At 62.7% G+C, this 12964-nt stretch carries 10 protein-coding genes; 7 read left to right on the forward strand and 3 right to left on the reverse strand.

The features are described from left to right. Positions 1–13 precede the first annotated feature (13 nt). Positions 14–1300: an MFS transporter gene (locus tag B0G71_RS06210; RefSeq protein ID WP_116140466.1), complete on the reverse strand. Its 1287-nt coding sequence runs from the start codon at positions 1298–1300 to the stop codon at positions 14–16. 756 nt (positions 1301–2056) lie between these two features. On the opposite strand from B0G71_RS06210, the gene B0G71_RS06215 reads away from it, so the two are divergent. Then, positions 2057–2404, forward strand: coding sequence for a hypothetical protein (locus B0G71_RS06215; RefSeq protein ID WP_116140468.1), 348 nt, complete (start codon positions 2057–2059; stop codon positions 2402–2404). A 155-nt stretch (positions 2405–2559) separates the two neighbouring features. On the opposite strand, the gene fabI is transcribed toward B0G71_RS06215, so the two are convergent. Beyond that, positions 2560–3351 carry an enoyl-ACP reductase FabI gene (gene fabI, locus B0G71_RS06220; RefSeq protein WP_116140470.1) on the reverse strand — a complete coding sequence of 264 codons (792 nt, stop codon included), beginning with the start codon at positions 3349–3351 and terminating at the stop codon, positions 2560–2562. 246 nt (positions 3352–3597) lie between these two features. On the opposite strand from fabI, the gene B0G71_RS06225 reads away from it, so the two are divergent. The 5 genes from B0G71_RS06225 to B0G71_RS06245 all read left to right on the forward strand — a co-directional run bounded on the left by B0G71_RS06225 (position 3598) and on the right by B0G71_RS06245 (position 10052). After that, on the forward strand, positions 3598–5439 hold the full coding sequence (locus B0G71_RS06225; protein ID WP_258875748.1) for an extracellular solute-binding protein: 1842 nt from the start codon (positions 3598–3600) through the stop codon (positions 5437–5439). Positions 5440–5474: 35 nt separating this feature from the next. Next, positions 5475–6512, forward strand: a complete 1038-nt coding sequence (locus B0G71_RS06230; protein ID WP_116140474.1) for a microcin C ABC transporter permease YejB — start codon at positions 5475–5477, stop codon at positions 6510–6512. After that, positions 6512–7618 (forward strand): ABC transporter permease, encoded by a 1107-nt coding sequence (locus B0G71_RS06235; RefSeq protein WP_116140476.1) that lies wholly within the window; start codon positions 6512–6514, stop codon positions 7616–7618. The genes B0G71_RS06230 and B0G71_RS06235 overlap by 1 nt, the downstream gene beginning before the upstream one ends. Further along, entirely contained in the window at positions 7615–9249 is a 1635-nt protein-coding gene (locus B0G71_RS06240) for an ABC transporter ATP-binding protein (protein ID WP_116140478.1), read from the forward strand. Before B0G71_RS06235 ends, B0G71_RS06240 begins: the two co-directional genes overlap by 4 nt. Positions 9250–9386: 137 nt before the next feature. Beyond that, positions 9387–10052 (forward strand): C40 family peptidase, encoded by a 666-nt coding sequence (locus B0G71_RS06245; RefSeq protein WP_116140480.1) that lies wholly within the window; start codon positions 9387–9389, stop codon positions 10050–10052. A gap of 114 nt (positions 10053–10166) precedes the next feature. Here the strand turns inward: B0G71_RS06245 and B0G71_RS06250 are convergent, their stop codons facing one another. Next, a complete protein-coding gene (locus B0G71_RS06250) occupies positions 10167–11117 on the reverse strand; it encodes a patatin-like phospholipase family protein (RefSeq protein ID WP_116140482.1) in 951 nt (316 codons plus the stop codon). Between the two features lie 406 nt (positions 11118–11523). Between B0G71_RS06250 and gltX the strand changes: the two genes are divergently transcribed. Next, complete coding sequence (gene gltX, locus B0G71_RS06255) at positions 11524–12933, forward strand: glutamate--tRNA ligase (RefSeq protein ID WP_116140484.1); 1410 nt, start codon at positions 11524–11526, stop codon at positions 12931–12933. Positions 12934–12964 lie beyond the last annotated feature (31 nt).

Raw genomic sequence — 12964 nt, forward strand, 5'->3', positions numbered from 1 at the left:
CGTTCGATTGAGGTCACGCAGCGGGGCTGGCGCTGCTATCGGTTTGATGCGGACGCGCGTCGCGGGTCACGCCGCGCATCAGGATGATCAGCAGCGTGGCGCCGATCAGATCGAAAGCGCCGAGTGCGCCGAAGAGCGGCGTGTAGCCGATCGAATCGGCAAGGGCGCCCACCAGCAGCGAAAAGCCGAGGCCGCCGATCCACGCGGACATGCCCGCAAAACCGGCGACAGTGCCGACTTCGCTGGGATCGAACACGTCGGCGGCGAGCGTATTCACGAGCGCCGAGATCATCTGGTGCGCGAAGCCGCCCACGCAGAAGAGTGCAATGGCCTGATACGGTGACGCGACGAGACCGATGCAAGCGGGCCCGAGCATCATGAGCGCGCCGAGCACGACGCCCGCGATGCGCGACCAGATCAGCGGCACACGCAGATGCTTCATCAGGAAAGGCGACAGGTAACCGCCGAACAAGCCGCCCAGGTCGGCGGCGAGAAAGGGCAGCCACGCGAACATCGCGATCTGCTTCAGATCCATATGGCGTTGCGTGGCGAGATACAGGGGAATCCAGAAGCTGAACGTCTGCCACGCCGGTTCGGCGAAAAAACGCGCCTGGGCGATCGCCCAGAAGCGGCGCGTGCGCAGCACTTCGCGGATGCTGCGCCGCTGCGGCGCGCCCGGCGTCTGGCCGCCGACGATCGTCTCGCGCTCCGCTTTGCTGATGCGGGCGTGCTCAGTCGGCGATCGGTACAGCAGATACCAGGCAGCGGCCCAGACAAAGCCGAGTGCGCCGGTCACGGCAAAGGCGCTTTGCCAGCCGTATCGCAACGAGAGAAACACGACAAGCGGCGGAGCGAGCAGCGAACCCAGCGAGGTGCCCGCATTGAAGTAGCCTACCGCGACGGACTTCTCGCGATTGGGAAACCATTCGGCGACCACCTTCATGCCGGCCGGAATGGCGACGGCCTCGGTCAGGCCCATGAGTCCGCGCAAAGCCGCGAGCGAAAGCCAGCCGCTCGCGAAGCCGTGCAGCACGCCTGTCAGCGACCACAGGCAGGCGAATAGCGCAAAGCCGAGCCGCAACCCGATCAGATCGATGATCAGCCCGCAGATGGGCTGCATGATCGTGTAGCCGACCTGAAAGGCGCCCACCACGTACGAGTATTGCTGCGTGCTCATGTGCAGCAACTTCATCAACTCCGGCGCCATCACGCCGAGTGCGTTGCGCGACAGGTAGTTGACGATCGTCCCGAGACATACGAGCGCGATGATCCACCAGCGCAAACCAATGATTGTTTTCAAAATCCGTCTCCGTACGCGAAGTGTTCGGTGGCTGGCCGTTGGGAAAGCGGTTATGCGCGAATTCGAACATTTATCTTCGTTTAGTGTCAGTCATCGTATCACTGATGTGATTGCCGAATACTAGGGAAAACCATGCACTCAGTCGAAATCTGCGAGGAATGGTCAATGAAACAGGCCTTTGGGCGATGCGTGACCAGCTAGATGTCGGACGACCGGCTACTTCTTGATTTTTCTGTAAATGTTCCTTCGAACATAGAATGTTCGTTTTGCGCATGGACGCAAATGGCGGGTCGCTGGGCGTGTTTGCGATGGCGACGGCGTGTCGATGCCGTCAACTTGTCTTGCCGCAGGAACCGGCTCGACCGGCGTCCCGAAACTGGCAGCACTCGAACCGTGCCAGGCGAATCCGAACGTCTCAATGTCAAGGAAGGGCAAGGCAGGAGGAAATAGTAATTCGATATCCTACGGATTTCGTCCGCACTGAAAACGAGCAAACGCCATGCGTGCCTGGCTTGCATATCGCCGCGGTCGAATCCTTCAAGGCATGAGTGCGCTGCGAGCAGAGGCGCCTCGCGCTTGGCCCGCTCCGATTACAACGCCACCGCCTTTTCACCAAAAGCATGTCCGATGTAACGAGACGTAACCGCGCGGCGTTGCGTGCGATGTTATGCATCAGTTATTACAAAGTTGAAATACGCGGTGCGGCGCCTTGCGCTATATTTCCGCCAACAACACATTCTTCTAAAAGGGTGATCGATGAAGTCCGCTCGTCTTGTTCCACTTTTGATCGGGGTTTTCGCACTGGGTGCGTCGGGTGCCGCAATGGCCGGCGGTGTCAACATCGGGGTCAACATCGGTATTCCCGCGCCGGTCTACGTCGCGCCGGCACCGGTATACGCACCGCCGCCGCCTCCTCCTCCGCCGGTCGTTTATCAACCGGCACCCGTGTACTACGGCGGCCCGGCGGTAGTGATCGGCTGGCATGGCGACCGCTACTGGGACGGCCGCCGCTACTGGGCGCGCGATGACTGGTATCGTCATCATCCCCCGGGCCATTACAACTACGGCCGCGACCATTACGACAACCATCGCGGCTGGCACTAAACGTCCAGCCCGCGGTTGACCGGATCGCGAGGTCAAAGAAAAACCGCCCACGTGGGCGGTTTCTTCATTGGGCTTCTGTCATAAGCTCTGCCATCAGCCCGTAAAGCGCAGCAACGAGTACGAAGCATCACGCGTTCACGCGGAACCTTCGTCGTTCATTCCGCCACGGCGGCCATGCCGCCCACCACCGCGCTAAACCCGCTATCGACGTGCACGATTTCCGCCGTCACCCCGGCCGCCAGATCCGATAACAGGAACGCCGCCGTATTCCCGACCTGTTCGATCGTCACGTTGCGCTTGAGCGGCGCGTTCTGTTCGACGAACTCGAGAATCTTGCCGAAGCCCTTGATACCGCTCGCGGCCAGGGTCTTGATCGGACCAGCCGAAATACCGTTGACGCGCACGCCTTTCGCGCCGAGCGAGACCGCCAGATAACGCACGCTCGCTTCGAGCGAAGCCTTGGCGAGGCCCATGGTGTTGTAATTTGGAATCGCGCGCTCGGCGCCGAGGTAGCTGAGCGTGAGCAGTGACGCGTCCGGCGTGAACATGGATTGCGCGGCCTTGGCGAGCGCCGGAAAGCTGTACGCGGAGATGTCGTGCGCGATGCGGAAATTTTCGCGCGTCATGCCGTCGAGGAAATCGCCGGCAATCGCTTCGCGCGGTGCAAAGCCGATCGAATGGACGAGGCCGTCGAGGCCGTCCCAGCGCTGCCGGAGCGAGACGAAGAGGGCGTCGATCTGGGCGTCGTCGGCGACGTCGCAGGGGAATACGAGGTCGCTGCCGAACTCGTGGGCGAATTCGGTGATGCGGTCCTTGAAGCGCTCGCCGACATAGGTGAACGCCAACTCGGCGCCTTCACGCCTGCAGGCTTGCGCGATGCCGTAGGCAATCGAACGATTCGACAGCAAGCCGGTCAGCAGGATACGTTTGCCAGCGAGGAAGCCCATGAAATCTCCTGATCGGATCGGCGCGCCGTGCACGTCGACACCATGCGCGACGGACGTGCGGATCGCGCGGGTTTATTGGATAGAATTCTCTCACATTGCACTTGCCCACTGACCATCAAGGCCCCCATGACAACTGGCTCGCGACGGGTTCCAACGCCTCGTGCACTTCGGTGCAGCGTGATTCACCAACCCTCGTGTGACGGCCTTGCGTTTGCGCCGCGTTCCTGGCGTTCCGTCTGCGCCGCGATGATGTGCGGCGTGCTGGCCGTGGCCGGTCTGCTGGCGGCGCCACGGGCGCACGCGGTCTACGCGATCGCGCAATACGGCGCACCGAAATATCCGGCGGATTTCAAGCACTTCGACTACGTCAATCCCGATGCGCCGAAGGGCGGCACGCTGGTGCTCGCCAATCCAAGCCGCCTCACCAGTTTCGACAAATTCAATCCGTTCACGCTGCGCGGCAATACGGCGCCCGGTATCGACCTGATGTTCGAAAGCCTCACCGTCGGCAGCAGCGATGAAGTGGCAACCGCCTACGGGCTGCTCGCCGACGACATCGACATCGCGCCGGATGGCTTGTCGGTGACGTTCCACATCAATCCGCGCGCACGGTTTTCGAACGGCGATCCGGTCACCGCCGACGACGTCAAGTTCTCGCTCGACACGCTCAAAAGCCCACAGGCCGCGCCGCAATTCGCGTCGATCTTCGGCGAAATCACGCGCGCGGTGGTGATCGATCCGCATACGATCCGCTTCGAGTTTCACCAGCGCAATCGCGAGCTGCCCTTGCTTGCGGGCGGCATACCGGTGTTCTCGCGCAAGTGGGGATTGAAGCCGGACGGCAGCCGTATTCCATTCGACCAGCTCGCGTTCGAAAAGCCGATCGGCAGCGGGCCTTATCTGATCGAGCACTACGACAACGGCCGCACGATTACCTACCGGCGCGATCCGAATTACTGGGGCGCGGCGTTGCCGGTGCGCGTCGGCATGAATAACTTCGATCGCGTCGTCTACAAGCTGTACTCGGATAACACGGCGCGGCTGGAGGCGTTCAAGGCGGGCGAGTACGACGCACTGGTCGAGTACGTCGCGCGCAACTGGGTGCGGCGTGACGTCGGCAAAAAATTCGATAGCGGCGAACTGATCAAGCAGGTGTTTCCGCAACATAACGGCACCGGTATGCAGGGCTTTATGCTGAACACGCGGCGGCCGCTGTTTCAGGACGTTCGCGTGCGCAAGGCACTCGATCTCGCGCTCGACTTTCAATGGCTCAATCGCCAGTTGTTCTTCAACCAGTACACGCGTATCGACAGTTTCTTCGCCAACACCGATCTGCAGGCGAAGGGTCTGCCTTCTCCGGGCGAGTTGGCCTTGCTCGAGCCGTGGCGCGCGAAGCTCGACCCGGCGGTGTTCGGTCCGCCGCCGAAGCAGCCGGATACCGATCCGCCCGGCTCGCTGCGTGCCAATCTGCTGGAAGCGCGCGTGCTGTTGGAGCAGGCCGGCTGGACCTATCGCGACGGCGCATTGCGCAACGCCAAGGGCGAGCCGTTCCGCTTCGAGATTCTCGACGACTCCGGCTCGTCCGCGCAGATGGAGCCGATCGTCGCCACCTTCATTCGCAATCTGCAGAAGCTGGGCATCCAGGCCACGTTTCGCGTGTCGGATTTCGCGGTCTATCAGAAGCGTCTGGACGCCTTCGATTTCGACACCACCACGATTCGCATGCCGGACGTGCAGGTGCCTGGCTCCGAGCAGATCGAACGATTCGGCAGCAAGGCCGCCGATACGCACGGGTCCGATAACATGATCGGGCTGAAGTCGCCTGTGGTGGATGCGATCCTGAGTGCGCTCGTGCATGCGCAAACGCGCGAGCAACTGGTCGACGCCACGCATGCGCTCGACCGTGTGCTGATGCATGGCTACTATGTCGTGCCGCATTGGTACAGCGCCACGCATCGGGTGGCGTTCAAGCGCGGTCTTGCGTGGCCCAAAACGCTGCCCTTGTACTATACGGCGGAAGGCTGGATTACGTCGATGTGGTGGTTCGCGCAGCCACCATCGCAGCCGCAGCCGCCGGCGCAACCTTAAGCGCGCCAACGCGTCATTCATTCGGAAACGCCGCCATGTGGAGCTATATCCTCAAACGCCTCCTGCTGATGATCCCGACCTTGCTCGGCGTGCTGACGCTGACCTTCGTCGTGATCCAGTTCGTTCCCGGCGGCCCGGTCGAGCAGATGCAGCACGAGTTGCGCAAAGGCGCGGAAAACGGCGCGCCGTTCGGTCTGCGCGCGCACAGCGGCGTCGACGCGCAGCAGATCGCGCAACTCAAAGCGCTCTACGGGTTCGACAAACCGCCGCTCGAACGCTATATGCTGATGCTCAAGCGCTTCTCGACTTTCGATCTCGGCCAGAGTTATTTCCGCCATCAAAGCGTGTGGTCGCTGATCGTGTCCAAACTGCCGGTGTCGATCAGCATCGGTTTATGGACGTTCTTTCTGACGTATCTGATATCGGTGCCGCTCGGCATTGCGAAGGCGGTGCGCAACGGCTCGCGTTTCGATGTCGCGACAAGCCTCGTGGTGCTGGTCGGCTACGCGATTCCGGGCTTCGTGCTGGGCGTATTGCTGCTCGTGCTGTTCGGCGGCGGCACGTTCCTGCAACTGTTCCCGCTGCGCAATCTCACTTCGGACAACTGGGCGCAATTGAGCGTGGCGGGCAAGATTCTCGACTATCTGTGGCATATCGCGTTGCCGATCACGGCCTCGGTGGTGGGCAGTTTCGCCGTCGTCACCATGCTGACGAAAAACGCTTTCCTCGACGAGATCCGCAAGCAATACGTGCTGACCGCGCGTGCCAAAGGTTTGTCGGAAAAGCGCGTGCTGTGGAAACACGTGTTTCGCAATGCGCTGTTGCCGCTGATCGTCGGCTTTCCGGCCGCGTTTATCGGCGCGTTCTTTACCGGCAGTCTGCTGATCGAAACGCTATTTTCGCTCGACGGCCTCGGGCTGCTGTCGTACGAATCGGTGGTGCGGCGCGACTATCCGGTCGTGCTCGGCACGTTGTATCTGTTCACGTTGATCGGACTCGCGACCAAGCTGATTTCCGATCTTTGCTATGTGTGGGTCGATCCCCGCATCCAATTCGAACAACTGGAGCGCTGATGAATCGAGCCCGTCTTTCCGCCGACGCGTCGGCGCGCTCCGAACCGGCGCGCGCGTTCGTCTCGCCTTCGCCGGCGCGCCGTGTGTGGCAGCGTTTTCGCCAGCAGCGTCTGGGCTACTGGAGCCTGATCGTGTTCGTCGTGGCGTTCGCGGCGAGCCTCGCCGGACCGCTGTGGTCGAACGACAAACCGCTCGTGGTGCGCTACGACGGCAGCCTGTATTTTCCGATGTTCAAGACTTACGCCGAGACCACCTTCGGCGGCGACTTCCCGACGCCGGCCGATTATCTCGACCCGTATATCAAGCATCGTTTCGACGCGCCGGGCAATTTCGCCGTGTATCCGCCGAATCGCTACTACTACGACACGCTGAATTACTTTTCGAAAGCACCGAATCCGGCGCCGCCGTCGCGCGAGAACTGGCTCGGCACCGACGACCGCGGCCGCGACCTGTTAGCGCGTTTGCTGTACGGCTTCCGGGTGTCGGTGGAATTCGGGCTGGTGCTGACGTTGATCGGCACGATACTGGGTATCGCCGCGGGAGCCGTGCAGGGTTATTTCGGAGGACGTATCGATATCATCGGACAGCGTTTGATCGAAATCTGGAGCGCGATGCCCGAGCTTTATCTGCTGATCATCTTTTCGTCGATCTTCGAACCGGGCTTCATTCTGCTGATCGTACTGCTCTCGTTGTTCGGCTGGATCGGTTTGTCCGATTACGTGCGCGCCGAATTCCTGCGCAATCGTCATCAGGACTACGTGCGGGCGGCACGCGCGATGGGGCTGTCGAACTGGCAGATCATGTGGCGGCATGTGCTGCCCAATAGCCTCACGCCGGTGATCACGTTCCTGCCGTTTCGCATGAGCGGCGCCATTCTCGCGCTGACGAGCCTCGACTTTCTCGGTCTGGGCGTGCCGTCGCCGACACCGAGCCTCGGCGAACTGCTCGCGCAAGGCAAGGCGAATCTCGACGCGTGGTGGATTTCGCTGTCCACCTTCGGCGTACTGGTGGCGATGCTATTGCTATTGACCTTCATGGGCGACGCGCTGCGCAACGCGCTCGATACCCGTATCTCCGATGCGATGCGTGCCGGAGGCAATCAATGAGCGCGAATTTGCAAAGCAACGCGACATCGGCCACGACACCGCCGCTGCTGGAACTCGACCATTTGCACGTGCGCTTCGGCGACACCGTCGCGGTGAGCGACGTGACGCTCGCGATCCAGCGCGGCGAGCGTGTGGCATTGGTCGGTGAATCGGGCTCGGGCAAGAGCGTGACCGCGCTGTCGATCCTGCGGCTGCTGAGCGACGCGCAGGTGAGCGGCTCGATCCGTTTCGATGGCGAGGATCTGCTCGGCAAGACCGAGCGCGAGATGCGCGGCCTGCGCGGCTCGGACATCGCGATGATCTTCCAGGAGCCGATGACCGCGCTCAATCCGCTCTACACGGTCGGCGACCAGATCGCGGAAACCATCGTCGTGCATGACGGCGTGAGCGCAAACGAGGCGCGCAAGCGCGCCGTGGCGCTGCTGGGACGCACGGGTATCGCCGAGCCGGGCAAGCGCGTGAACAGCTATCCGCATCAGCTTTCAGGCGGCCAGCGCCAGCGCGCGATGATCGCGATGGCGCTGGCGTGCCGTCCGCGCCTCCTGCTCGCCGACGAGCCGACCACGGCGCTCGACGTGACGATCCGCGCGCAGATCGTCGACCTGCTGCTGGAACTGCAACGCGACGAAGCGGAGAAACGTGGCATGGCCGTGCTGCTGATCACGCACGACCTGAATCTGGTGCGCCATTTCGCGCAGCGCATCGCGGTGATGGAGAAGGGCGTGCTGGTGGAGAGCGGGCCGGTCGAACAGGTGTTCGGGTCGCCGCAGCATCCGTACACGCAACGTCTGCTGGCGAGCCGCCCGGAACGCACGGTGGTGCCGGTGCTGCCGATTTCGCCGGTGCTGCTCGAAGCGCGCGGAATCTCGGTCGACTTCAAAACGAAGCTGCCGGGCTTCAGCGGCTGGTTCCGCTCGGGACGGTTTCGCGCGGTCGCGGACGCGAACGTGTCGGTGCGCCAGGGCGAGACACTCGGGATCGTCGGCGAATCGGGTTCGGGCAAGTCGACACTCGCGATGGCCTTGCTCGGCCTGCAACGCACCGTGCACGGCGAGATCGAGTTTCAGGGCAGGGCGCTCGACAGCTATCGTGGCGCCGAACAGACCGCCTTGCGGTCGAACATGCAGGTTGTCTTCCAGGATCCGTTTAGTTCGCTTTCGCCGCGGCAGACCATCGAGCGGATTGTCGGCGAAGGGCTCGCGCTGCACCGGCCGGCCATGACGCCGCAAGCGCGCCGCGACAAGGTGATCTCGGTGCTGCGCGAGGTCGGCCTCGACCGCACGGTGCTGCAACGCTATCCGCACGAATTCTCCGGCGGGCAGCGTCAGCGGATCGCGATTGCGCGCGCGCTGGTGCTCGAACCACGCATTCTGATCCTCGACGAACCGACCTCCGCCCTCGATGTCTCCATTCAACAGCAGGTGCTGAAACTGCTCGCCGGGTTGCAACGGAAGTACAACCTCGGCTTCGTTTTTATTAGCCACGACTTGGCGGTGATCGGGGCCATGGCGCATCGTGTCGCGGTCATGCAAAACGGTTCGATTGTCGAAAGCGGCGAGGTTGAGGAGATTTTTGCGACACCGGCCCACCCCTACACCCGAAAGCTGCTGAAAGCAGCGCTGGACCATTGATTTACCGCTTTTTCACCAATTGGGTGCGCCTCTCGATTGTATTTTTCTATTTGTTTTGACATGTGAATACTTACTGGCTAGTATCGACCAAACTTTTTTCCGTAGACCCCTGATTTTTAGGCAAAAAATACCGACCAATGCAGCACAGAAACCTAACCCAGGCTTGCACGCGCGTCGTCGCCGGGATGTTCATTGGCGTCTTGATGGCAGCAGCTCCCGGCGCGTTCGCCGACGAAGTAAGCAGTTTCAATCAGAATGCCTCATATTCGACCCTCAACGGGTCGAATTCTTTGTCCACTCCTGCCTCGCAAGCCACCGCTTCCACTAGCGACAGCGGCGCCAAATCGTTCCTCTCCGGCATGGCCGGCAAAGCGGGCGATGTGGTTGTCGGTGCGCTGAATATGATCGGCGTGCGCTACCGTTGGGGTGGCAACACCCCGGATTCGGGGCTCGATTGCAGCGGCTTCGTGCGCTACGTGTTCCAGGACACGCTCGGTATGGCGCTGCCGCGCCGCGCCGAGGAAATGAGCCGTGTCGGTGAAAAGGTTCGCGTGAGCGACCTGAAGCCGGGCGATCTGGTGTTCTTCAACACCATGCGCCGCACGTTCTCGCACGTTGGCATCTATATCGGCGACAACAAATTCGTGCATTCGCCCTCCACGGGCAGCACGATTCGTGTCGACGACATGGATGACGGCTACTGGGAAAAGCGCTTCACCGGCGCGCGTCGTATCGAGACCTCGTATCAGGAAGGCGAGGATCTGCGCAAGCGCGTGAACGCAACAATCGGCGGCAATCAGTAAGATCGCGCCTGCGTTTCTCGCATGAAAAAGCCTGCTTCGAACGAAGCAGGCTTTTTTGCGTTTGAGCGGCGGACGAGGCGGCGGCGGGGGCTGCGCGGGTCCGCGCGGGTTCGTTTACGCCGCGGCCCGCCTCGCCGCCGCCAGCTTGCGCTGCAATTCCGGCATCATCTTCGCCACCGCTTCCTCGCCGGCCAGAATCGCCGCGTTGCGCTGCGAGAAATCGCTGCCGCTCATGGCGGCCAGATTGGGACGGATCACGACGTCGGCGTATTTGTCGAGTTCATAAGCCTTGATCGTCTGGCCCATGATGGTGAAGGTCTGCATCAGCACGTCGAATGAACTGGCCGTCAGGCCGCTTTCCGGGCGCTGCGAGATATCCACGGCGATCACGAAATCCGCGCCCATCTTGCGCGCGAACGACGCCGGCACCGGGCTCACCAGGCCGCCGTCCACATACTCGTGGCCGCCGATCCTCACCGGCTCGAAAATCGACGGCACACTGCACGACGCACGCACCGCGATACCGGTATTGCCCCGCTGGAACAGGATCGGCTGGCCGGTTTTCAGATCGGTGGCGACCACGCCGAGCGGCTTGGCCATCTTCTCGATCGGTCGGTTGTTGAGCGTCGTGTTCAGGTAGTTCTGCAGCGCGACGCCTTGCAGAAAGCCGCGCGTGCGAAACGGCATGGCCCAGTCGCTGATCGACGCTTCGTCCATGGTCAATGCGAGCTTGTTCAGCGCGAAACCGTTCATGCCAGACGCGTACAGCGCGCCCACCACCGATCCGGCGCTGGTGCCGGCCACCAGATCGACCTGAATATTGCGCGCCTCGAGCCCCTTGATCACGCCGATGTGCGCGAAGCCGCGCGCGGCACCGCCGCCCAGCGCGAGCGCGACGCGCAGCGGCCGCTGCGGCTTGTCGAGTGGCGGTGTCGGCGTAACGGGTATGACGGCGACGGGCGTGCTGTCGGTTTTGCCGCCGGTCGTGGTGCAGGCGGCCAGCACCGCGGAGGCGGCGGCCAGTGAAAAGTTGCGGCGGGCGAGGCTAGGCGATGAGGGCTTCAACGAGTTCTCCAGCAACGGCGCGGGCGACGCAGTCGGCGTCGCCGGTGGCCGCGATCAGGCGGATAGTCAGAGGGACGGGGTCGCCGGCGGCGATTCCATGCGCCGTGGGTCTATCTCCGGCCGCAGCGCGCGCACATCATAAAGCAAAGCCCCGCGCGCGCGGCGGCGCGGTAATGAAACGTTGCAGAGGAAGCCCTTGGACGCTGCGCCGCGCGGCACGCACGCGGCACCTGGCCGTTCGGACGAGGGCAGGTAAGACGCCTCTCGAAGGTATAATTCGGCTCTCGCATTTAATTCCTTCGTGCCCATGCACGGCGCTGTTTTGCCGAATGGGCGCGCTCCGCTGCCGCGCTTCGCGGGCGATGTCCGCCCCGAGCGCCGGCGCCCGTCTTCCGAGTAACCGCTAATGACCACCTCTGTTCGTACCCGTTTCGCACCGAGTCCCACCGGCTTCATCCACCTCGGCAACATTCGCTCCGCGCTTTATCCGTGGGCGTTCGCGCGCAAGATGAAAGGGACCTTCGTGCTGCGGATCGAGGACACCGACGTGGAGCGCTCCACCTCCGAATCTGTCGATGCCATTCTCGAAGGCATGGCATGGCTCGGCCTCGATTTCGACGAAGGCCCGTTCTACCAGATGCAGCGCATGGACCGTTACCGCGAAGTGCTCAAGCAGATGCAGGACGCCGGGCTGGTCTACCCGTGCTACATGTCGACGGAAGAACTCGACGCACTGCGCGAGCGTCAACGCGAAGCCGGCGAAAAGCCTCGTTATGACGGCACGTGGCGTCCGGAGCCGGGCAAGGTGCTGCCGGAGCCGCCGGCGGGCGTGCAGCCGGTGCTGCGCTTCCGTAACCCGCTCACCGGCGTGGTGGCGTGGGACGACGCCGTGAAAGGCCGCATCGAAATCTCGAACGAAGAACTCGACGATCTCGTGATCGCGCGCCCGGACGGCACGCCGACCTACAACTTCTGCGTGGTGGTGGACGATCTGGACATGCGCATCACGCACGTGATTCGCGGCGACGATCACGTCAACAACACACCCCGGCAGATCAACATTCTGCGCGCGCTCGGTGGCGAGCCGCCGGTCTACGCGCATTTGCCGACCGTGCTGAACGAGCAGGGCGAGAAGATGAGCAAGCGCCACGGCGCGATGAGCGTGGTGGGTTATCGCGACGCCGGTTTCCTGCCGGAGGCGGTGGTCAACTATCTGGCGCGCCTCGGCTGGTCGCATGGCGACGCGGAAATCTTCTCGCGCGAGCAGTTCGTCGAGTGGTTCGATCTGGAGCATCTGGGCAAGTCCCCGGCGCAGTACGACCACGACAAGCTGGCCTGGCTGAATGCGCACTACATCAAGGAAGCGGATAACGCACGTCTCGCCGAGCTGGCCAAGCCGTTCTTCACCGAACTGGGTATCGACGAGGCCGCGCTCGCGGAAGGCGCCGATCTGGTGGCCGTGGTCGGCTTGCTGAAGGACCGTGCGTCGACGGTGAAGGAAATCGCCGAGAACGCCGCGATGTTCTATCGCACGCCGGCGCCGGATGCCGAGTCTGTCTCGCAGCACGTGACCGACGCGGTGCGCCCGGCGCTCGCCGATCTGGCCGCCGCGCTCAAGACCGTGGAATGGACCAAGGAAGCGATCGCCGCCGCATTGAAGGCAACGCTTGGCGCGCACAAGCTGAAGATGCCGCAACTGGCGATGCCGGTGCGTCTGCTGGTGGCGGGCACCACCCATACGCCGTCGATCGACAGCGTGCTGATGCTGTTCGGGCGTGACGTCGTCGTGGGCCGTATCGAAAAAGCGCTGGTCTGAGCGCGTTCGCGCATGCCTTGAGCGGGTTTGC

This window comes from Paraburkholderia sp. BL27I4N3 (assembly GCF_003386115.1).
GTDB lineage: Bacteria > Pseudomonadota > Gammaproteobacteria > Burkholderiales > Burkholderiaceae > Paraburkholderia.